The 21530-nt window shown below is 47.3% G+C and carries 22 protein-coding genes; 14 read left to right on the top strand and 8 right to left on the bottom strand.

Annotation, left to right across the window (positions count from 1 at the left end; all coding sequences use genetic code 11):
* Nucleotides 1-116: 116 nt before the first annotated feature.
* The 4 genes from rpoN (at nt 117) to ACKTT9_RS37965 (ending at nt 3726) form a co-directional block, all read left to right on the top strand.
* Complete coding sequence (gene rpoN / locus ACKTT9_RS37980; RefSeq protein ID WP_407870011.1) at nt 117-1406, top strand: RNA polymerase factor sigma-54; 1290 nt, start codon at nt 117-119, stop codon at nt 1404-1406.
* 206 nt (nt 1407-1612) lie between these two features.
* Nucleotides 1613-2806, top strand: coding sequence for a hypothetical protein (locus ACKTT9_RS37975; RefSeq protein ID WP_407870010.1), 1194 nt, complete (start codon nt 1613-1615; stop codon nt 2804-2806).
* Nucleotides 2803-3231: a hypothetical protein gene (locus tag ACKTT9_RS37970; protein WP_407870009.1), complete on the top strand. Its 429-nt coding sequence runs from the start codon at nt 2803-2805 to the stop codon at nt 3229-3231. Before ACKTT9_RS37975 ends, ACKTT9_RS37970 begins: the two co-directional genes overlap by 4 nt.
* A gap of 36 nt (nt 3232-3267) precedes the next feature.
* A complete protein-coding gene (locus tag ACKTT9_RS37965) occupies nt 3268-3726 on the top strand; it encodes a hypothetical protein (protein WP_127453974.1) in 459 nt (152 codons plus the stop codon).
* Between the two features lie 71 nt (nt 3727-3797).
* Here ACKTT9_RS37965 and ACKTT9_RS37960 read toward each other — a convergent pair whose 3' ends face one another.
* Genes ACKTT9_RS37960 through ACKTT9_RS37945 form a run of 4 tightly spaced genes read right to left on the bottom strand, consistent with a single transcriptional unit; the run spans nt 3798 to nt 7557 of the window.
* The gene (locus ACKTT9_RS37960; RefSeq protein ID WP_407870008.1) at nt 3798-4808 is read right to left on the bottom strand and encodes a FecCD family ABC transporter permease; all 1011 of its coding nucleotides are present in this window, start codon (nt 4806-4808) and stop codon (nt 3798-3800) included.
* Nucleotides 4805-5803, bottom strand: coding sequence for a FecCD family ABC transporter permease (locus ACKTT9_RS37955; RefSeq protein ID WP_407870007.1), 999 nt, complete (start codon nt 5801-5803; stop codon nt 4805-4807). Before ACKTT9_RS37955 ends, ACKTT9_RS37960 begins: the two co-directional genes overlap by 4 nt.
* A 22-nt stretch (nt 5804-5825) precedes the next feature.
* Nucleotides 5826-6761: an iron-hydroxamate ABC transporter substrate-binding protein gene (locus tag ACKTT9_RS37950; protein ID WP_407870006.1), complete on the bottom strand. Its 936-nt coding sequence runs from the start codon at nt 6759-6761 to the stop codon at nt 5826-5828.
* The gene (locus ACKTT9_RS37945) at nt 6709-7557 is read right to left on the bottom strand and encodes an ABC transporter ATP-binding protein (protein WP_407870005.1); all 849 of its coding nucleotides are present in this window, start codon (nt 7555-7557) and stop codon (nt 6709-6711) included. The genes ACKTT9_RS37950 and ACKTT9_RS37945 overlap by 53 nt, the downstream gene beginning before the upstream one ends.
* Before the next feature lie 178 nt (nt 7558-7735).
* On the opposite strand from ACKTT9_RS37945, the gene ACKTT9_RS37940 reads away from it, so the two are divergent.
* Nucleotides 7736-8785: an NAD(P)/FAD-dependent oxidoreductase gene (locus tag ACKTT9_RS37940; protein ID WP_407870004.1), complete on the top strand. Its 1050-nt coding sequence runs from the start codon at nt 7736-7738 to the stop codon at nt 8783-8785.
* Between the two features lie 218 nt (nt 8786-9003).
* Complete coding sequence (locus tag ACKTT9_RS37935) at nt 9004-9357, top strand: hypothetical protein (protein ID WP_407870003.1); 354 nt, start codon at nt 9004-9006, stop codon at nt 9355-9357.
* Nucleotides 9358-9439: 82 nt separating this feature from the next.
* Here ACKTT9_RS37935 and ACKTT9_RS37930 read toward each other — a convergent pair whose 3' ends face one another.
* Nucleotides 9440-9871 carry a VOC family protein gene (locus ACKTT9_RS37930; protein WP_407870002.1) on the bottom strand — a complete coding sequence of 144 codons (432 nt, stop codon included), beginning with the start codon at nt 9869-9871 and terminating at the stop codon, nt 9440-9442.
* Nucleotides 9872-10109: 238 nt separating this feature from the next.
* Here ACKTT9_RS37930 and rlmN point away from each other — a divergent pair, with 238 nt between their 5' ends.
* A complete protein-coding gene (gene rlmN / locus ACKTT9_RS37925) occupies nt 10110-11192 on the top strand; it encodes a 23S rRNA (adenine(2503)-C(2))-methyltransferase RlmN (RefSeq protein WP_407870001.1) in 1083 nt (360 codons plus the stop codon).
* A 45-nt stretch (nt 11193-11237) separates the two neighbouring features.
* Here the strand turns inward: rlmN and ACKTT9_RS37920 are convergent, their stop codons facing one another.
* Complete coding sequence (locus ACKTT9_RS37920) at nt 11238-11750, bottom strand: hypothetical protein (protein ID WP_407873191.1); 513 nt, start codon at nt 11748-11750, stop codon at nt 11238-11240.
* 237 nt (nt 11751-11987) lie between these two features.
* Between ACKTT9_RS37920 and ACKTT9_RS37915 the strand changes: the two genes are divergently transcribed.
* On the top strand, nt 11988-12647 hold the full coding sequence (locus ACKTT9_RS37915; RefSeq protein ID WP_407870000.1) for a glycosyltransferase: 660 nt from the start codon (nt 11988-11990) through the stop codon (nt 12645-12647).
* A 60-nt stretch (nt 12648-12707) separates the two neighbouring features.
* Here ACKTT9_RS37915 and thrC read toward each other — a convergent pair whose 3' ends face one another.
* Together thrC and ACKTT9_RS37905 are read right to left on the bottom strand one after the other, a co-directional pair.
* The gene (gene thrC, locus ACKTT9_RS37910; protein ID WP_407869999.1) at nt 12708-14096 is read right to left on the bottom strand and encodes a threonine synthase; all 1389 of its coding nucleotides are present in this window, start codon (nt 14094-14096) and stop codon (nt 12708-12710) included.
* A 130-nt stretch (nt 14097-14226) separates the two neighbouring features.
* Nucleotides 14227-14931: a hypothetical protein gene (locus ACKTT9_RS37905; RefSeq protein WP_407869998.1), complete on the bottom strand. Its 705-nt coding sequence runs from the start codon at nt 14929-14931 to the stop codon at nt 14227-14229.
* Nucleotides 14932-15107: 176 nt separating this feature from the next.
* Between ACKTT9_RS37905 and ACKTT9_RS37900 the strand changes: the two genes are divergently transcribed.
* The 6 genes from ACKTT9_RS37900 to ACKTT9_RS37875 all read left to right on the top strand — a co-directional run bounded on the left by ACKTT9_RS37900 (nt 15108) and on the right by ACKTT9_RS37875 (nt 21513).
* The gene (locus ACKTT9_RS37900; RefSeq protein WP_407869997.1) at nt 15108-16850 is read left to right on the top strand and encodes an ABC transporter ATP-binding protein; all 1743 of its coding nucleotides are present in this window, start codon (nt 15108-15110) and stop codon (nt 16848-16850) included.
* Between the two features lie 22 nt (nt 16851-16872).
* Complete coding sequence (locus ACKTT9_RS37895; RefSeq protein ID WP_407869996.1) at nt 16873-18621, top strand: ABC transporter ATP-binding protein; 1749 nt, start codon at nt 16873-16875, stop codon at nt 18619-18621.
* 319 nt (nt 18622-18940) lie between these two features.
* Nucleotides 18941-19384: a MarR family winged helix-turn-helix transcriptional regulator gene (locus tag ACKTT9_RS37890; RefSeq protein WP_157318410.1), complete on the top strand. Its 444-nt coding sequence runs from the start codon at nt 18941-18943 to the stop codon at nt 19382-19384.
* A 98-nt stretch (nt 19385-19482) separates the two neighbouring features.
* Nucleotides 19483-19884, top strand: coding sequence for a DoxX family protein (locus ACKTT9_RS37885; RefSeq protein ID WP_157318409.1), 402 nt, complete (start codon nt 19483-19485; stop codon nt 19882-19884).
* Nucleotides 19885-19954: 70 nt separating this feature from the next.
* Nucleotides 19955-20908, top strand: a complete 954-nt coding sequence (locus ACKTT9_RS37880; RefSeq protein ID WP_407869995.1) for a ring-cleaving dioxygenase — start codon at nt 19955-19957, stop codon at nt 20906-20908.
* Nucleotides 20905-21513, top strand: coding sequence for an alpha/beta hydrolase (locus ACKTT9_RS37875; RefSeq protein ID WP_407869994.1), 609 nt, complete (start codon nt 20905-20907; stop codon nt 21511-21513). Before ACKTT9_RS37880 ends, ACKTT9_RS37875 begins: the two co-directional genes overlap by 4 nt.
* Nucleotides 21514-21530 lie beyond the last annotated feature (17 nt).

Genomic DNA, 21530 nt, shown 5'->3' with positions numbered 1-21530 from the left:
ATACCAGGGACTAGCTGCCTTAAAGAGTGCAGTCCTTTTTCATGGTGGATTTTACAGCAAAAGTACGAATATACTAGTGGTAAGCGATTTCATGGTTTAAAAGGAGGCGTTTGCGGATGGAAATTTCATTAGGTGCACGGCAGGATCACAGAATGCAGCTTACCCCACATATGCGGCAGTCTATGGAAATCCTCCATATGTCCTCCTTGGATCTGCATGACTTGGTGAAGCAGCAAGTGAATGAGAACCCTTTTCTTGAGCTTAAGCATAGAAATCCGGCAGGCCGTAATATCAGCGGTTCAAATCCAGATTGGCGACTTAATGTCGATCCTAGCGCTGCACCTACGTTAGAATCTGTTTTACTAGAACAGATAGCCTGTATGAATTTGGACAATAGACTAAAGGGGCTATGCAAATGGATCATCGGAAATCTGGATGCAAAGGGCTACCTTCCCTATACGAGAGATGAAATTTCCGCTATTCAAGGCTCCTCGCTGGAGCATGTGCGTCAAGCTGTTCAAATCATCCAATGCTTAGAGCCATTCGGTGTAGGGGCTTCAACCTTAGCGGAATGTCTTCTCCTCCAATTGCAGCAGATGAAGGGAATAGACCCCTTGGTGGCAGATTTAATCCAACAGGATTTGCCCGATATTGCCGCTGGCAGGATTCATCAGTTAGCGGTGAAATACGATACAGAGCAATCCCGCATCCAAGCGGCGATTAAACAGATTAAAGCACTCAATCCGAAGCCTGGAGCCGTGTACAGCAGAGAACAGCTGCACTATGTGATACCAGATCTTACGTTGAAACTGGTGGAGGGGACATACACTGTTTTTCTCGAAAATGCTGCAATTCCGGGCATTACTCTTAGCGATTCTTATCTTCGCCTGATGGAGCAGAAGGCATCGCAAGATGTATACCGCTACTTGAAGCAGCAATGGCAGGCCGCAAGGGGGCTCATGGACAGCATTGAGCGAAGAAAAGCTACGCTGCTGCAAACAGCAAGCCTAATGTTCGAGCTCCAGGCCGATTTTTGTGCGAGGGGCACCGCTCATATCGGGCCGATGACGATGAAGCAGGTGGCTGATGCGCTGCAAGTACATGAATCCACCGTGAGCCGCACGGTCAGCCGGAAGTACGTTCAAACCCCGTGGGGGATATTTGAGCTGAAATATTTCTTCTCCTCTTCGATGAAGCAGATCGATGGAACATCGGTTTCCTCTTTTTACATGAAGGAAAAGCTTCGCGAAGCGATTGCGGGAGAAAACCGAGAGCAGCCTTTCTCGGATCAACAGCTATCTGAGCTCTTAATCAGCAAAGGTCTCGTCATTTCACGCCGCACAGTGGCTAAATATCGAGAACAGATGAATCTTCCACCTGCTCTAAAAAGACGATCTAACGTTTGAAGGTTAAACTTTAAAGTTTAAGATTTAAGGTTTAAATTTTGAAGTTTAAGGCATGAACTTTACCGTTTAAAGTTTAAACTTTAGACTTTAAACTTTATTCCAGTGAAAGCGTAAAATTAACGAAATATTCCAAATACCCACTCATTCTACGTTCCTATTGCGAATAGGTATATAGATTCAAATCAAGGTAGGAGAGGGGAATTGACTTGACAAAGAACGAAGTCTTAACCACTACCATCACGCTGTCCATAGATAACGGCAGCAGTCATGTCAAGGTCATCTATGACCATCTGGACTGTAGCTTCATTTTCCCTAATGTACTAGCACAACCGTTTGGTGAACGATTTCTTTTGATGGAACAAGGTGATCCCCTGGATTTCCTCGACGTTCAAATTACATCGCCTGCCATTGAAAGCGATCAGTACCGACACGTTTACGTGGGGAATCTCGCCATTGGTGATGAAGGTATTCTTCATGAGATTGTCGGAGATAAAGCTGTGCAAAAGAAAGCCCAGAGGCCGGAGACCATGGTGACGCTCCTGACGGCTGCCGCATATGCCATTGCCAAACAACATGAGGACGCAATCAAACGGGGTAAAAAGCGGATCAAAGCTGCCGTAAACCTGGGCACCGGCCTGCCGATTCGCGAAATTACGAAATTCCGCGATGAATTTGCCCGTAAAATCACCGGAGGCGTCCACTCCGTCACGTTCGTAACGACCCCTGTTTTCAAAGGGATCACAGTTGAAATGGAATTTATGCTTCCAACTGATATCAGCATAGATGATGTATCCGGTGTTTATGATTTGGAAGCCACTTCGAAATCCCATCTGTCGCACAAGGGCTTCGGTATTGCCGATGTTGGCGGCGTAGATATGGATATCGCGTTCTTCCGACCAGGCCTGGATCTGGATCAAAGGCACTCCACCGGCGCCAAAATCTATCTCAACGATGCACTGGAGAGCATTCGGAATGAGGTGAATGCGCAAGGTGAGGAGCTGCTTGCAAGCACAGCCGAATTGACGCTCATGCTCGTCAACAAAGAATATGAGATCTATGCCGAGGGCAAGGTCGTGTTTGATATGACGAGCCTGATCAACAAGCACATGCGCATATTAGCGGAGAAAGTGCTGAAGTTTGCCCGCAGCTCCTGGAAGCACGTTCGTTATGCGAACGAGTTCTGGTTTATCGGTGGCGGAGCTGTTGTTTTGCAGCCCTGGATTGAGAAAATAAACGCCGAGCTGGGTCTTCCCATTCGGTTTGATACAGCCGAGCACAGCCAATTCCGGAATGTGCGAGGCACGTTCCTCATGCTGGACCACGCCCTGAAACATGCGGACGAAGTCGCGGCAGGCACAGATGCCAAAGGAGTCTCCGAGAACGGGAGCGGTCAGGATTGAAAAAACGCCGATCCACCGTCTACGTTCGCTCTGGCAAGGATGTAACTTTGTATATTCCATCCGATACGCCCACTGAGGTCATCGATTATTTAAACCAGTTGAAGATGGATGGCTATTTTAGCCAAGGTATTATAGATATTCTTACGAAATATGTTCGCGAAGAGCGCCTGTCTGCATCTGCAACATCTGAAATCGAATTATTTCCCGGGAAAGAAATGTTCCACGATATAGACATAGTAAGCCCTCCCAGAGAAATGGAAGAGGACGAACCTAGGGCAGAATTGGACGAGCCTCCAGAGCCAGCTCAAGCAGCAGGTGCGGAAGGGGAACAGAAGAAATTCAGCTTGGCACAAATATTCCAGCAGTCCCGGCAAAATTCAGGGAAGCTAGTGCCTACTTCGGATCATGGAAGGGAGCCTGAGTAGGGGGAACTCCATGATTCAGGATAAGGAGGACACCTAATGGATAACAATCAGGGGAAAGAAGCAGCTAGGCATTTTACATTGACTGATGATATATTTCGTTATCCTGGCATGGATGTTTATTCGCAAATGACTGTCATCGTATTGAAATGCTTCTCCTCAGAAGCAAACGTCCCCGATTTGGTTGATATTGCAAAACTGGGCCGGATGAATCTGAAGCAGGCAACGAAGGCGATGCAGAATCTCGTCGAGATGAAAATTATTTCCCAGAAAATGTTTCGCCGGTTGGTCGGTGATTTTCAGGACGATCGGTTATCCTGGGCGGCCAAAGGTTTGCTCGCTTTTTGCAAAGAACATCCTAAGATTGACTTAACCGACTTATTGGATCTCTCCAGTGAGTCAGGCGAGGACGAGAGCAGTATCCGCAAGGCACTTACGGAGCTGCACCAATATGGTTACTTGGATGAGTATCCAGTCTGGAGTCAAATTGCGAACTAAGCAGAATTAATGATCAAAAAAAGCTATTCCCCGCATTCGGGAGGATAGCTTTTTTGGCATGCTGTTTTTCTTTATGCTTTTTTCAGCAATAAGTAGATAAAATAAGGTGCGCCGATCAACGCGACCATAATACCAGCGGCAATCCCATCGGGGTCGAGCAAATTGCGACCGACGGTATCAGCCAGAAGCAGCAGCCATCCGCCGATTAGAACAGCGACGGGAATGAACAGCTGATTCCTGGGCCCGACCAAAGCTTTCGCGATATGCGGAGCCATAAGCCCGATAAAGGTAATGCCTCCCGTGACGGAAACGGCTGAAGCCGCAAGTGCGACAGCGGTAAGAAGTAGGACGATACGCTCTTTTTCCACCGACACACCAACACCGATTGCAACGGGCTCGTTAAGACCAAGCAGATTTAACCGGTTGGCTTTGTACAAAGTGAACGGGATGAGCACGATAAGCCACGGCAGAAGCGCCCAAATGAACGGCCAGTCGGTTCCCCAGATGTTGCCTGCCAGCCATTTGGCGATAAAGTCCACCTTCGCACGTTCTGCGGATGAGATGATGACAATCATGATGCCAGATAAGGCCATGGAGAAGCCAATGCCCATTAACACTAATCGGACGGGTTGAAGACCTTCTTTTCGACTATAAGAGAGCAGGTAAATGCAGGCTGCCGTTAGTAGAGCTCCAATAAAAGCGATTAACGGTAGAAAATATACGAAGGAGCCTGCTTTTACCGGGAAAAACAGAAAAAAGACGGCAACGGCGACACCCGCACCGGAGTTTATTCCAATAATGCCGGGGTCAGCTAAATCATTGCGTGTAACACCCTGCAGGATCGCGCCAGATAGAGCAAGCGCCATGCCGGCTAATAAGGTAATCAGAATCCGGGGTAATCGAATTGAAAATAAGACAAAATGTTCTTTGAAGGTTCCCTGACCAAACAGGGTAGGGAGCAGCCGGTTATAGGACAATGACGAGTAGCCTAGCCCCATGCCGATCACAATTGTAACGATGATAAGAGCCAGAGCCCCAACTACGAGCAGGCGTTGTTTTCTGAGAATGGATGGATGAATCATGGGAAGGCTTTGCCCCCTTTACGTACGATAAACAGGAAGAAAGGTAAGCCCAGCATCGCGACAATGGCTACTACAGGCGTTTCGTATGGCGCATTCATGGTACGCCCGAGAGTATCTGCGAGCAGCATGAAGGTACCGCCTGAGACCGCGGACATTGGAATAATGAACCGGTAATCGGTACCGACGATGGCACGTACGACGTGCGGTATCATAAGCCCAATGAAAGCCATATTGCCGACCAGGGCAACGGATGCACCTGCCAGAAGAATAATGATGATGAAGAGAATCGCCTTAATTTGCGCCGTTTTCTGCCCTAATCCAACAGCCACCTCTTCGCTTAAGCTAAGAATGGTAAGCTGTCTGGAGAGCAGGAGAGATACCAGCGACCCCACTACGATAAAAGGCACGATCACTTTCAGCTGGTCCCATGACGCGCCGATCAATCCGCCTGCTGTCCACATGGTCACATCTTTTGAGATTTTGAAATAAAGGCCGAGCCCCTCGGAAACGGCGTATAAAAAGGCCGAGATCGCTGCTCCGGCGAGAACGATGCGGATGGGTGAGAATCCGCCTTTTTTCATCGCTCCAATGCCAAAAACCAGAAGCGCTCCTATGGCCGCTCCAATGAAACAAGCGAGCATGATGCCCAAGTAGCTTGTTGACGGGAATAAAGCAATGATTAGGGCGAGTGCTGCGTTAGCACCTGCCGTTAGCCCCAGCAAACCGGGGTCAGCTAACGGATTTCGGGTTATCCCTTGCATAATGGCGCCTGAGACGCCTAAAGCCGCGCCAACGAAAATCCCCGCGATTTCGCGGGGTAATCGAATTTCACGGATGATCGTAATCGCATCACTTGTGGTGTGTGAAGTTAGTGCCAGCCAGACATCCGTGAGGGTAGCATCTGCTGCCCCAAACACCATAGCAACAACAAACATTCCCACAAACACAAGGAGCCCAAGGGCAAATTTATAACCAAATGAAATGGATTGTTTCATCCGAGACGGCTCCTTCGTGATGTTATTTAAGCAAACTTTTGATGAAGAAATCTAGTTGGTATTCCAGCGTTAACGGATCGTTGAAGTAGAAAACCTTGGCGTTAGCTTCATAAACGTGGCCGTTTTTTGCAGCCGTTGTATTTTTGTATGTCTCCGTTTGTTGGAAAGAGTTGTCGGCATCCGGGTTTTTGCTGAAAATCACGTAGTCGCCCATGAATTGCGGCAGAACTTCCGTCGACAAGGCATAATAGCCTTCTTTCAGAGCTGTTTCCTTCACTTTGGCAGGCATAGGCAATTTCATTTCCTGATAAAGAATTTCCGTCCCACGACCCCAGTTATCGCCATATACGTAAAGCTGTTTGTCGAAGCTCTCGATGACGGAGATGGTTTTGTCCGCGCCGATTTTGGCTTTAATGTCAGTACCTGCTTTTTGTGCACGTTTCTTGAAATCGTCAACCCAAGCTCTTGCTTCGCTTTCTTTGTTCAAAAGCTTTCCGATCTCGATATGTTGGGTCAGATAGTCAACTTTCCCATACGTGTATGTAACGGTTGGAGCGATTTTCTTTAGCTTATCAATATTTTTGATCGTAGATAGACCGATAATAAGATCGGGTTTTAGTTCAATGATTTTTTCCAAGTTTTCATCTGAAACTTCCTGCACATCTTTTAGGGTTTTGTCAAAGTTAGGATTAGCTTTGGACCATGACTCCACACCGACAAGCTTCACATTTAACGCCATTACGTTTCCTGCAAAAGCAGAAAGGACAATAACACGCTGTGGATTGGCAGGCACTTCAACAGGCCCATCTTCGGACTGATACGTAATTGTTTTGGACCCAGCCGCAGTTGAAGCAGCCGGTGTTGCAGAGCCATTTTCTTTTTTAGGTGCTGCAGCTCCGCAAGCGCTAGTAGCTAGTACTAGGATGAAGAGCAGGAATGGAATCAGTAGTTTTTTCACTTGAGTTGTCTCCCTTTAGTAAATTGTAAGTAATGCACATGGGTTTATGGGTCCGAGGATCTCTTCCGATCTCCGCATCAATGTGGAAAACTTGCTTGAGAACTTCAGGCTGCATCACTTCTTCGCAATCGCCGGCTTTGACAATTTCGCCATCTTTCAAAGCGATGATGTAATCCGCGAAGCGGGCGGCTTGGTTCAAATCGTGCAGCACCATCACAATCGTTCGGTCTTGTTCCCGATTCAAGCGCTGCAATAGCTCCAGCACCTCTAGTTGATGGGCCAAGTCCAAGTAGGTCGTAGGCTCATCCAGGAAAATAATATCGGTTTCCTGGGCGATTGCCATCGCAATCCAAACGCGCTGCCGTTGACCGCCGGATAAGGAATCAACAGGCCTGTATTTAAAATCTTGGGTGCCTGTCACTTCGAGCGCCCAGTCGATGGCGTCATAGTCCTTTTTTGTCAATCGGCCAAAGCCGGTTTGATAAGGGAAGCGGCCATAAGACACTAATTCACCGACGGTCAATCCGCTGGCGCTTTCAGGCGTTTGTGGCAGGATCGCCATTTTTTTGGCGAGCACTTTGGTGTTTTCTTTTGAGATAAGTGCTCCGTCCAGTACGATACGACCAGATTGGTGAGGAATAATCCGCGTTGTTGCTTTTAAAAGGGTGGACTTGCCGCAGCCGTTAGCACCGATAATGGTTGTAATTTTTTTGTCGGGAATGGCGGCACTAAGATTTTTGACAATCGAACGTTCTCCATAACCAATGTTGAGTTCATCTATATACAGGCGAACCATAAGACACCTCCATGATGTCATCGATAGTGATAATCATTATCATCACGATAACTAAACATACTTTAAGGCACTAGTTTAAGGTTGTCAATGATTATTTTGTTGTCAAAAGAAAAGAATAGCTTTATATTTAATTGATAATGATAATCAATTGCATACAAGTAATGAGGAGTGAACGTTTATGGATAATCAGGAATTATTTGATGTCACGATCATCGGAGGAGGCCCGGCAGGGCTTTACTCTGCTTTCTATAGCGGATTGAGAGAAATGAAAACGAAGATTATTGAGTATCAGCCACAGCTTGGCGGCAAAGTGCATGTTTACCCGGAAAAGATGATCTGGGACGTTGGCGGTCATACGCCGCTGCCTGGCGCAAAGCTAATCGAGAAACTTGTCGAACAAGGATTAACCTTCTCGCCGGAGGTTGTCTTAAGTGAGAAAGTCGAGTCGATCAGGCGCAATGAAGACGGGATCTTTGAACTGCTCACTGCATCCGGTGTTAAGCATTTGTCGAAAACAGTGATAGTCGCAGTAGGCGGGGGCATTCTCAATCCCAAAAGGCTGGAAATCGAGGGCGCGGAGCGGTATGAGGTATCTAATTTGAATTATACGGTAAAGTCCTTGGAGCGCTTTAAGGGTAAAACGGTTGTCATCTCTGGCGGCGGCAATTCAGCTGTTGACTGGGCTAATGAGCTGGAGCCTGTGGCTGGAAAGGTCTATTTAACGTATCGCAAGGATGCGCTCTCCGGTCATGAGGCTCAAGTTAAGCAGCTTTTGGAAAGCTCCGTGCAATGTATCTTTAATTCGTCCATTTCTAAATTAATTGCCGGCGTAAATCACGAAACGATAGAACATGTCCAGCTTGAGAACCACGAAACGGGTGAAATTTCGTATTTGGAAATTGATGAAGTTATCATTAATCACGGCTATGAGCGGGATACGACTTTACTTCAAAATAGCGAAGTGAAGATCGAGATCGTAGACGACTATTATATTAAAGGCAGTGCAGCGAGCGAATCTTCTATTGAGGGGATTTATGCGGCTGGCGATATTCTCAATCATGAGGGGAAAGTCCACCTGATCGCAGGCGCGTTCCATGATGCAGCAAATGCTGTAAATAAAGCGAAACAATACATACAGCCAGGTGCCTACAAGTATGCTATGGTTTCTTCGCATAATGAAGTTTTCAAAGAACGAAATCGGGAATTAGTGAAGCAAATGTTCAGCTAGCAGGAGAGCAGGTCTTCGAATTGTCAATGAGCGAGCGAACCATGCAATATCTGAGAAAAATACAGGTAAGGCCCACGTTTACAAATTTTTCCTAACAAAAGACGACAAGATTCCTTGGCATTCCCGAAAAATACTATAATCTTGCTCCCCTCGCTTCGACAGCTATTCCAAGCAGGGTGTTGTACTATTTTAGTACATACATCTAGGAGGTGCAGTGGTTGATAGATAAGACTATAAAGAGCAGAGCAGTTATGTTCGTGAAAAGTGAAATGGAGCGGGTTGTGAGGGATTTGGAAAGTGGGATCATCACTAGGGATCAAGCCATTGGCAGTTTGAATACACTTTTCAACATCGCCTCCGGGATTGAAGATACGATGCAAATGCAAATGATTTGCAGGATGATTTCCTACATACGAACGACAAGCTTTTACGGCCAAATCAAGAAGATGTATGCGAATAAAATGTTTCATGATCAGCCAGCACCATCTTCAGCGCCTGCACCTTTACAAGTACCAGCTGCTGAAGAAATAGCAGCCTCTTCTATGAAAATCCTCGAGAAGATCGTTCGATAAACATGTTAGGGGTTCTACATAAAAAAGCCTTCAATCCAACGGTAGAAATGGAATGAAGGCTTTTTGACATTCCGTTCGGTCTTTAGTTGTTTGTTGGTTGGTCAGTGAAAATGTGGAAGCCTACGCCAAACTTGTCGACGACTTGGCCATATGCAGGGCTGAAGTGGGATTCCGACAGTGGGATGATGACGCGTCCGCCATCTTCCAGTGCATGGTAGATCGCTTTGGATTTCTCAACATCCTTGATCGAAATGCAAATGGTCACATTGGCACCCTTCTGAACAGGTTGTCCAGGGAAGGCGTCGGACAGCATCAGACGCGTATCGCCTACCATCAGCATCGCATGTCCGATAAGTTCATTTGCTTCTGAAGGGAGCGGGAAGTCAGGATTTGCAGGCATTTCGCCAAATGTTTGTACGAAAACTTGCTGGGCACCTAATGCCTTCTCATAGAATTGGATGGCTTCCTTAGCGTTTCCTTCCATAACTAAATAAGGGTCTAAGCGTAATGTCATCAACCTTCAGCTCCTTGGGTTAAATTTGATAAAAAACCTTACCTCTTATTATTAACACAAAACGCGAGAAAAATAAAGAACATATGTTCGATTTATTTGTAAATCTTTGATGAAACACTGGAAGCTCACTCCTCTTGTGTTCATGGACGATTTTTGGCACAATAATAAGTAGATGGTAAGCTTCGGCTGTTTCATAGAATTTGGACTGCAAGTGAAAGTCTTGAAAAGAGGATAACACATGAATAAAGGATCCATTTATGGATTAACGTTTGATCAATTAGTGGCTTGGCTCGCTGAAAAAGGCTTCAAAAAGTCGCGGGCTTTACTTGTATGGGATTGGCTGTATCGGAAGCGGGTAACCTCGTTCTCGGAGATGACGGATATCAAACAAGACTGCCTTCAGGTGCTGGAGGATCATTTCGCCATCCAAACCTTGACGGAGCATCTGAAACAAGAGTCAGCGGACGGGACAATCAAATTCCTGTTTAAATTGATGGACGGCAACCTGATCGAAACCGTGCTGATGCGGCATAAATACGGGCTGTCCGTATGTGTAACAACACAAGTTGGCTGCAATATCGGATGCAGCTTCTGCGCCAGCGGTCTGTTGGCTAAGAGCCGTGATCTGACGAGCGCAGAAATCGTGGAACAAATTATGAAGGTTCAGCTTCATTTGGACGGCAAGGTCGCGAACGAGCACGTTAGCCACATTGTGGTGATGGGAATTGGCGAGCCTTTCGATAATTTCAAGAACATGGTCGATTTCATCCGCGTCGTGAAGGATCAGAAGGGTCTTGATATTGCCGCTAGACATATCACCGTTTCCACAAGTGGTCTTGCTGATAAAATCAGAGAATTCGCGGATTCCGATTTGAAGACGAACCTCGCGATTTCCTTGCATGCCCCGACGAACGAGCTTCGGACGCGGATTATGAAAATTAACAAAGCGATTCCGATTGAAAAGTTGATGAGTTCGATTGAGTACTATCTGGAGAAAACAAACCGGAGAATTACGATCGAGTACATTTTGCTGAAAGACGTGAATGACGGCAAGGAACATGCGATCCAGTTGGCTGAGCTGATTCAGCACATCCGCCAACTCGCCAATGTGAATCTTATCCCATACAATCCGGTGGATGAGCATAGCCAGTACCAACGGAGCGAGCGGGAGTTCGTGCGGGCTTTCTATGATACGCTCAAAAAGCAAGGCATTTCCTGCAGTGTCCGTCTAGAACACGGAACCGATATTGATGCCGCTTGTGGACAATTACGCAGTAAACAAATCAAGAAATCCACAGAGGATAACTTGGTTGCTCAATAAAAAAGAACCTTCCAGACCACAATTTCGTGGTTTGGAAGGTTTTTTTCAATACTTGCTAGTTTCACGACCGCGCATAAACATCAAGGCCAAACCGGCAACAATGAGCAGAGCAGCGAAGATGGGCTGATTGTGGAAAATGCCGGAGAAGAGCGATCCGATCGAGAAAATCGTAAAGAACAAGAGGGACAATACGGTCAAAATGTTGATCGGAATAAGCAGCCATTTGTTGCGGCCTCCGAACCAATACAGCTCGAACAAACCGACGGCGACCGCAAGCATAAAGCCAGGCCACATGAGATGCCAAATATCGAACAGCATGGATATTTGGCAAACGACCCCTGCTGTAAGCAGAATGCCGCCTGGCACTAGCACCCCTACGCCTCTGCGATGCATGATGAAGAAGTACAGCCAATGAAAGAACACACCGACGGGAATGACGAAAAAGGTTGGCCAGAAGTATTCAAAAATGGTACCCGTGCTGAACGTGATTTCCCCTTTTAGAAACAGGAAGATGCCTAAAAGAATCAAGATCGGGCCAAGAAAAGCGCTGCGGTTCATATTCACTATTTTCACTCCTATTGAATTATTCATTATCTCTAGCATATCACGGTGCAAGAAGCGCGTCCTCTTGCTTAGGTATAGGAACTTCTCGGTCTCCAGACTGATTTTGCCATACCGAATTTCTACATGGTCACTTCATGCTGGAGCTTCCTCCCTCTTTTATGAATGAAAACGACTCGAGCGTACACAATATAACGAGCTGATTCCAATTTATATGAAAAGGAGAATTTACCTATGCAAGGCAAGTTGATCAAGTTAACGCTGCTGTCTCTCTCTATTGCTTTCAGTACGGCTCCACTTCGGGCAGAAGCGCATATGGATGATCGTACAGTGGCCGCTAAGCAGATGATGTACACGCAATCGATGGTACAGTTGAAAGGCGATTTAAGAAGACTATGGATGGATCATGCGATATGGACCCGCAACTATGTGGTCAGCGATCTTGCCAATCTAGAAAATAAAGATAAAACCTTAGCCAGGCTGTTAAGAAATCAGAAGGATATTGGGAATGCGATTAAGCCATTCTACGGGGAGGCTGCCGGGAACCAGCTGGGTGACCTGCTGACGGAGCACATTGTGCTTGCAGGCAAGGTGGTGGATGCGGCGAAAAGTGGGAATACGGCTGAGTTCGACAAAGTTAACAAAGAGTGGTACCGCAACGCTGACGATATCGCCGCCTTTTTAAGCAAAGCTAATCCAAATTGGCCGATGAAAACGGTGCAAGATTTGATGTATGTTCATTTGCAAATGTTGACGGAAGATGTAAAAGCCATGTTGGCTAAGGACTGGGATGCCGATATCCTGTGGTTTGATAAAGGCGCGGATCATCTTACAATGATCGCCGATGTGCTGACGGACGGCATTATCAAGCAATTTCCGCAAAAGTTTAAGTAGAAAGTGAAAAAGGGACTGTCCCGAAAGTCATTTCAGACTTTCAGAGACAGTCCCTTTGATTTAGAAGAACTTCACGAGCTGATCTTTGATCTCCTCATTCGAACCGCCAACAACCGTTTGGAACTGCGGTTTGTCGAATAGAGCTTGAATTTGCTGCGGGTAGGTTTGTTCAATACCGCGCAAACGGATCGACTCATCGAATTTTGCCGGATGAGCGGTGGAAAGGGCTACCGTCACTTCGCTGTCCGCGGCGATACGGTCGGCAGCAGCGACACCACACGCTGTATGTGGATCAAGCAAATAACCATACTCCTTGTAATAGGAGCTGATTGTATCCAAACATTCCTCGTTCTGTACGCCGTACGCAGCGAAATCCGCTTGCACCACTTGCAGCTTGTCGGCAGGAATCACAATGCGGCCTTCGGCTTTGAACTGCGCCATCAGGGTGGTCACGGCTTCTGCATCCTCGCCGTATAGGTAGAACAGGTAGCGTTCGAAGTTGCTGGCTACTTGAATGTCCATGGAAGGGCTGTGCGTACCGCGGAAAGCTCCCGGCTGGTACACGCCTTCCTTCACGAAACGCTCAAGGATGTTGTTTTCATTCGTCGCAAGAATGAGCTTATGAATAGGAAGGCCCATCTTCTGAGCGAGATAACCAGCAAAAATATCGCCAAAGTTGCCAGTCGGCACGCTAAAGTTAACTTTAGCGCCTGCGTCGTTGGCTGTAACTTGGAAGTACGCATAGAAGTAGTAGACCGTTTGCGCTAAAATGCGGGCGATGTTGATGGAATTGATTGCGCGCAAGTGGTAGCGATGCTTGAATTCAACGTCGGCAAACAGCTCTTTGATAATGCGTTGGCAGTCATCGAAAGTACCTTCGACGGACAAATTCAGCACATTTTCGCTATCAACCGTTGTCATTTGTAGCTCTTGCACGCGGCTTACCTTCTGGTGCGGGTGAAGAATACAGATGCGAATGCCTTCTTTGCCGCGCACACCTTCAATCGCAGAAGCTCCGGTATCTCCGGAAGTTGCGCCGAGGATATGAATGATCGAGTTCGTCTTGCGGGAGACATAGCCGTACAGATTGCCCAGGAATTGCAGCGCGATGTCTTTGAAAGCAAACGTTGGGCCGTGGAACAATTCCAGCACATAAGTGCCATCGTTCAGGCGTTTAACAGGCGTTACAGCTTCATCACGGAACGTGCCGTAGCTGTCCTCAACGAGCTGTTTCAATTCTGCGCGCGGGATTTCGTTTTCAATAAATAGGGAGAAAATTTCAAGGGCTAACTCCGAGTAGGAGAGGTTTTGCCACTTCTGGAGCGTGTCTGCAGATAGTTGCGGGATCGTTTTGGGAACAAGCAAACCACCGTCGTTCGCCAATCCCATCAGGATGGCATCGATAAAACCGAGGGGTTCTACTTTTCCGCGTGTGCTAATGTATTCCATATTAGTCCCCTTATTCGAATGAATTTTCAGTTATTGTATCAAAAAACGAATCATTTGGACAGTGCGATCAGCCACGTTAAACAAAGAAACCTCCCATAAGGCATGGAAGATTTCAGCTTTTTACAAAAAATTATTCTTCTTTGTCCGCAACAACGATTTTCCAAGCAGTACCGATAGGCGGCAGGCTCTTTGTTAAGGCAGGTCCGTAGAATCCAATCACATTTGCGCCCTTCACAAGCTTTGATGTCGCAACTTTCTTCCCATTCATGTCAACGATAGCCGTATCTTTCGTCAAATTCAGCACGATTTCGCTTGGCGAAGTTACCGTTAAGCCCTCGCCTTTCACACGGATTCGCAGATCATCCTTATTTTCGCTGCGCAATTCTTCAATAACACCGGCTGTTCCCATCAGATCTTTTTGTATTTTCGCATCCAGAACCGTTACTTTGGACGTTGGCGTTTGCGGTGGCAGGCTCATCGTCATCACCATGGAATGTTCAGCCAAAACGGTTAAGCCTATATGCAAATCGGCAAGACTAAGCTTAGTGCCATCAGCCATTTGAAAGACCGTATCCTTGTCGACGTTAAGAACAAGGCCGTCTGTACCTACACCTTGAATGTGGATTAATGCATGATCGCCTTCCGCACGAATGGAAGTGATGACGCCTGTCGCTTGGATTGTTTTAGCCTCTTCCTTCATGGAAAATGAGACAGTGAGGTTGCCTTTCATCAAATCTGCAGCAAATGTGTCACTAGGCGCGCTATAAGCTGTGCCCGCAGTTAGCATGGCAGAAAGCGATAGGATGGCAAAACTTTTTTTCATAACAAGATTCATGGAAGGACTTCCTTTCTAGATGTAAAGTTGTCTTTAGTTTGTCCTTCTTACATAAAAAATTTCCAAAATGTTGCAGGAACAGGAAAGTTTGATTAAATCGAACTTCCTCATGGACTTCACTCGAGCGAAACTATAGAATCAATTTATGTGTGTAACAATGGAAAGAGGTGGAATTCTTGTCTTTTATCATCAAGCTTCGGTGGTTTTTCAAAGAAAGATGGAAATATTATGCGCTGGCGATCGGTCTGTTAATAGGTGTGAATTTATTGACAACTATCCCGCCTAAAATGATAGGAAATACAATTGACCATATCCGCAGCGGGGATTTGTCCGCTACTGCTCTCAACCATACGGTCCTTTTGCTGATAGGACTTGCTGTTCTGCTATACATCATGGCGTATGTGTGGATCACGACTTTATTCGGCAACTCGGCATTGGTTGAAAAGGTGCTTCGCGGCCGTTTGCTTGCGCATTTGTCGAAAATGACGCCGGCGTTCTTTCAACGCAACAGCACAGGCCAGCTAATGGCGTTAGCAACGAATGACGTGCTGGCGATCGGTCAAACTTCGGGGTATGGAGTAATGACGTTGGTGTCCACGATAGTAGGGGCATCGGTTGTTATTGTGATGATGGTTTCCCTTATCTCTTTTAAATTGATGATTGCGGCGCTGATTCCGCTGCCTTTTCTAGCTTTTGTGATCAGCAAATTGGGTCAAAAGGTGAGAGTGCGCTTCCTCGCGGCACAAGCTTCCTTCGGCAAAATGAACGATCATGCACTGGAATCGATTTCAGGTATTCGAGTGATTCGATCGTATGTGCAGGAAGATCATGATCTAAAAGCCTTTGATCAAGTCACATCCGAAGTGATGAATAAGAACAGGCGTGTATCGATGCTCAATGCGCTTTTTCAACCGTTGACTTCCCTCATTGTAGGCTTGAGTTATTCCATTGGGATCGGATATGGTTCCTATCTGGTGTTTCATCATGAGATTTCACTGGGACAACTCGTTTCATTTAACATTTATCTGGGGATGCTGATCTGGCCGATGATCTCCTTCGGCGAGTTTATCAACGTCCTGCAGCGCGGCAGCGCCTCTGCTGACCGACTGGATACGGCTCTGACACAGAAGGCTGATATCGTAGATGTGGATAATCCGGTAGCGGTTAGTGTGCCTAATCGGATCGAAATGAAGGATCTCAGCTTTACATATCCTACTGCGAATCACCCAAGCCTGGCGCATGTATCTTTCGAGCTAGAGCGGGGGCAGACCTTAGGCATTGTAGGCCGTACGGGAAGCGGCAAAAGCACGCTGCTCAAGCAGCTGCTGCGGCAGTACCCAATCCCTCCTGAGAAGCTGCTGATCTCCGATGTACCGATTGAGCAAATCGCGATTGATCGGGTGAAAAGTTGGGTGGCCTATGTTCCGCAGGAGCATTTGCTGCTGTCCAAATCGATCCGCGACAACATCGCGCTCGGCAAACATGACGCTCCCGCGGATGAAATTGCTAGAGCGGTGGAGATGGCATCTTTTACCCAGGATATTGAGCAAATGCCGGAAGGTCTTGCTACCATCGTCGGTGAGAACGGCGTCATGTTGTCCGGAGGGCAGAAGCAGCGCTTGGCGATTGCCAGAGCCCTGCTTATTGATTCCGAGATCCTGTTGCTGGATGACTCGTTATCCGCGGTAGATGCCCGGACGGAAAGCCGCATCCTGCAAAATATCCGCAAGGAGCGGGCAGGCAAAACGACATTGATCTCGACCCATCGGTTATCCGCGGTAAGCCATGCGAATTGGATTCTCGTTCTGGACGAGGGACGGATTATTGAAGAAGGAACACACGAACAGCTGATGCAGTTTGGCGGTTGGTACCGGGAACAGTGGGACCGTCAGCAGATGGAAGCAAGTTTAGATGAATAATGGGAGAAGGGAGGAGAACACGATGAATCAACCATCAACGGCAAGAAGGCTCGTCTCGTACGCGCTTGTCTATAAATTCAGGATTATCGGTGCACTACTTATTTTATGCTGTGCGGTAAGCGCCGAACTTGCAGGACCCTACATTACAAAAACCATCATCGACCAGCATCTTTCCGTAGATACAAGTCAGATGTCCTCTGTGCTGAAACTGATTGGTCTCTATATGGGGCTGCTTTTAGTAGCAAGTATTTGCAACTATTCTCAGGCTTATTTATTCCAGTCCACGGCGCTTCAAATCATCAAAAACATGCGTATGGACTTAATGCAGCACATCCAGCGCATCGCACTGCGTTATTTCGACAACACGCCAATCGGTCAGGTGGTGTCGAGAATTGCCAATGATACGGAAGCGATACGCGACTTATTTATGAGTTTCATGGCGACGTTTGTCGTCAGTACGATGCAGCTTATCGGGATTTTCGTCGCCTTGTTTATTTTGGATTGGCACTTAGCTGTTTATTGTTTGGTGCTGCCGCCAATTTTCGCTCTCATTATGAAGATTCACTTGAAATATTCCAAAGTGTTCATCACCATCATGCGTGCAAGGCTTAGTGACATGAACGCAATGATTAACGAATCGATCGTCGTCATGCCGATTATTCAGGCTTTTCGCCGCGAGAAGGTGACATTGGACGAATTTGAAGTGCTGAATAAAGACCGCTATGTGAATCAATTGAAGCAGTTCCGCGTTTTTTCCTTGTCCTCCCGTAACATTGTAGGGACAATCGGGAGCTTGGTGACGGCGATGGTCATTTGGTATTTTGGCCGGGAATCACTGCAAACGGCTATTTCCTTTGGCGTGTTTTATGCGTTTATCGATTATTTGGGGCGTATTTTTCAACCGATTATCGGGATTTTCGATCAGCTGACGAATGCGCAAAGGGCTTTTGTATCCGCAGATAAAGTGTTCGCTATCATGGATATGGAAGGCCAGGACGTTGAGAAAACAGATAAGGTGAGCCGTCCGGAAGGAATTGTGAAATTTGATCAAGTGACCTTTGCCTATAAAGAAGGGGAAAATGTGCTGAAGCAGATTTCCTTCGAGGCTCGCAAAGGGGAAACGATCGCTCTCGTTGGCCATACAGGCTCAGGAAAAAGCTCGATTATGAACCTGCTGCTTGGTTTTTATGAACCCAATGAAGGCAGTATTACCATTGATGGGCGTGACATCCGGTCGATGTCCAAGCAGGCGCTGCGGAAACATATGGGCATCGTGCTGCAGGATCCATTCTTATTTGCAGGGGATATTAAGTTTAATGTAAGCCTCTATAATGAGGAGATTTCGATCGATCGGGTAAAAAGCGCACTGAAAGATGTCGGCGCAGCGCCTTTCATCGAGCAGCTGCCTCATGGTTATGATGAGCAGGTTGTGGAGCGGGGCAGCACGTTGTCCTCCGGGCAGCGGCAGCTCATCTCCTTCGCGCGAGCGCTCGCCTTCGACCCGTCCATCCTCATATTGGACGAAGCGACAGCGAGCATCGACAGCGAGACCGAAGGGCTGATTCAGCAGGCGCTGAAGGTTGTCAGCGAAGGGCGCACGACACTCGTCATCGCGCACAGGCTGTCTACGATCCGCGATGCGGATCAGATTCTTGTGCTGCACCGCGGGGAGATCGCGGAGCGCGGCAATCACGACGAGTTGATGGCGCTGAATGGCCGGTACGCGAAGATGTACCAGCTGCAGAAGGGCGAGTCGGCTGTGGTGGGTTAATTTTAGGGCATAAGGCATACTCAGGCATAAGCTCCCTCTTTCTTAGGAAGAGGGGGTGTCTGTTGATGCAGGTTAGGGCCGTCAAAGTGTGTGGAGCTTGGAGCTAACGGACTGAGGCGACCCTATTTGCTCGTTTTAGGGCTATAATAAAATGTAACGGACACAGAAGTCGTTAATTGTGTTTTTCGAAGGTAACAGACGCTAAAATCGATAGATAACAAATTTAAAAATCAGGTGTTGACATTTATCTTAAATTAAAGTATCTTTAAATCAAGACATCGAACACAAACAAAAACAACAACGAAATGAGGTGAACCTAATGAGCGAAATGCGAAATGATTCCTTGGATCTCTACATCGCGCTTTCAAGAGCAAGTGAGTGGGTTAATGCACACGGCGACCGCGACATCCGCAAGCATGGATTAAACCGGACCGAATTTGGCGTACTGGAACTTCTTTATCACAAAGGGGCACAGCCTATTCAACAAATCGGATCCAAAGTGCTGATGAGCAGTGGAAATATCACCTACGTGGTCGATAAGCTGGAGAAGAAAGAGTTTGTTGTCCGCCGGACATCCACGGAAGACCGAAGACTTGTTTTTGCGGAAATTACGGTGAAAGGCAAGCAATTTATTGAAGAAGTTTTTCCACAGCATATTGAAGTGATTGAGAGTGCAGTGGCTGGTCTTACTGCCGAAGAGAAAAGGGTCGCTAGTCAATTGTTAAAAAAGCTCGGCAAGTTCGCCCAAGACGGTTTCAAATAGAAAAGTAGTTTGTCCCCAAAACGGAGGCGTAACTACTTTACCTTTTACCTAATATCTTAAATTAAAGATTCTTAAATTTGAAATGGAGGAGATCCGTGATGAGTATCGCATTAGGATTGCTGCTGATCCGTTTGGTTGTAGGGCTCAGTTTCATGGCCCATGGCTCTCAGAAATTGTTTGGCTGGTTCGGGGGCTACGGTCCGAAAGGAACGGGCGGTTGGATGGAGTCGATTGGTATTAAACCTGGTGTCGCGATGGCGGTTCTGGCTGGTTTGATGGAGTTTGCGGGTGGGTTATTGTTCGCAGCAGGCTTAGGTACTGTGTTTGCTTCCTTGCTGATTGCGTTGACGATGGTGATGGCCATTGCCAAAGTGCATGGCAAAAACGGCTACTGGAACACAACAGGCGGTTACGAGTACAATTTACTGCTGCTTGTAGTTGTTATAGGTGTAGCACTAACCGGCGCTGGCGCCTACTCCATTGATGCATTATTATTCTAAGATTCTTTCTACACAGGGCAGGACATAACTAAAACTAACTAATTAAACTAATAAAGAGGAGTGTTTTCAAATGACAAAACAACAAACAGCAGGTATTCACCATATAACAGCTTTCGTTCAAAGTGCACAAGGGACTGTAGATTTCTACGCGGGTATTCTAGGATTACGTCTGGTCAAAAAAACAATCAACTTCGATGCACCTGAAGTGTACCATCTCTATTTCGGCGATGAGCACGGTAGTCCAGGAACAATCATCACATTCTTCCCTTGGGCCGGTTCCCGCAAAGGGCGTATCGGCGGCGGCCAAGTAGGTATCACAACATATGCGGTCCCTACAGGTAGTCTTGCCTTTTGGGAAGCACGTCTGAACCAATTCGGCGTATCCTTTGAGAAAACAGAAAGATTCCATGAGACCTATCTGCAATTCGAAGATCACGACGGCTTGAAATTGGAAATCGTTGAGCGTGAGCAAGGAGCTCCTAGCACGTGGTCATTTGGCGGCGTTCCTGCGGACAAAGCGATCAAAGGCTTCGGCGGTGCTATCCTTTACAGTACGGCTCCGGACAAAACATCGCAGCTGCTTGAGCAGGTTATGGGGCTTGAGAAAGTTGGGCAAGAGGGCGCTTACGCTCGCTTCAAATCCTTTGGCGATATTGGGAATATCATCGACATTCTTGTGAATCCAATGCCTTATGGAGCAGGCGGGGCTGGTACAGTCCACCATATCGCATGGCGGGCCAAAGATGATGCTGAGCATGAACTATGGAGAAATCATGTGCAGAACAGTGGGTACCACCCTACGCCGATTGTAGACCGTCAATATTTTAACGCGATCTACTTCCGTGAAGAAGGCGGCATTCTGTTCGAAATCGCGACAGATCCTCCAGGGTTCGCAAGAGACGAAGCTCCTGAGGCGCTAGGTGAGAAAATCATGCTGCCAGAATGGTTCGAAGCGAATCGTGCTCAAATCGAGCGCAATCTGCCACCGATCACGGTGCGTGAATTGGAGGGTAACGGACAATGAGACATATTTTCCAACAAGGAACAGACGTAACGGCTCCGGTGCTCGTGCTCTTGCACGGGACCGGCGGCACCGAGCGCGATCTTCTGCCGCTGGCTCAAGCGATCTCCCCGGCGTCATCCGTATTAAGCATCAGAGGCAATGTGCTGGAGAATGGGATGCCGCGGTTCTTCCGCCGACTTGCAGAAGGTATCTTCGATGAGGAGGACCTCATCTTCCGCACCAAAGAACTGAACGACTTCTTGGACGAAGCTGCCGTAGAGCACGGTTTTGACCGCCGAAATATGGTGGCCATCGGCTACTCCAATGGCGCCAATATTGCGGGCAGCCTGTTGTTCCACTATCCGGATGCGCTCCGTGGCGCGATCCTGCATCATCCGATGGTGCCGCGGCGCGGCATCCAGCTTCCGGATTTGACCGACACCCCTATCTTTATCGGGGCGGGCCGCAATGATCCGATCTGCTCGCCGGAAGAGACCGAGGAGCTGCAAAAGCTGCTAGGTGAGGCGGGGGCTGAGATCGAAGTCCATTGGGAAAATGCCGGACATCAATTGACTCGTTCGGAAGTTGATGCAGCGGGAACTTGGTTTAAGTCAAATTTAGCTTAAATAATTAAGAAAAGGGG

Source organism: Paenibacillus sp. P36 (assembly GCF_045866505.1).
Lineage (GTDB): Bacteria > Bacillota > Bacilli > Paenibacillales > NBRC-103111 > Paenibacillus_E > Paenibacillus_E chondroitinus.
The sequence above is the reverse complement of the archived record's forward strand: the minus strand, read 5'-3'. Positions and strand labels throughout refer to the sequence as shown.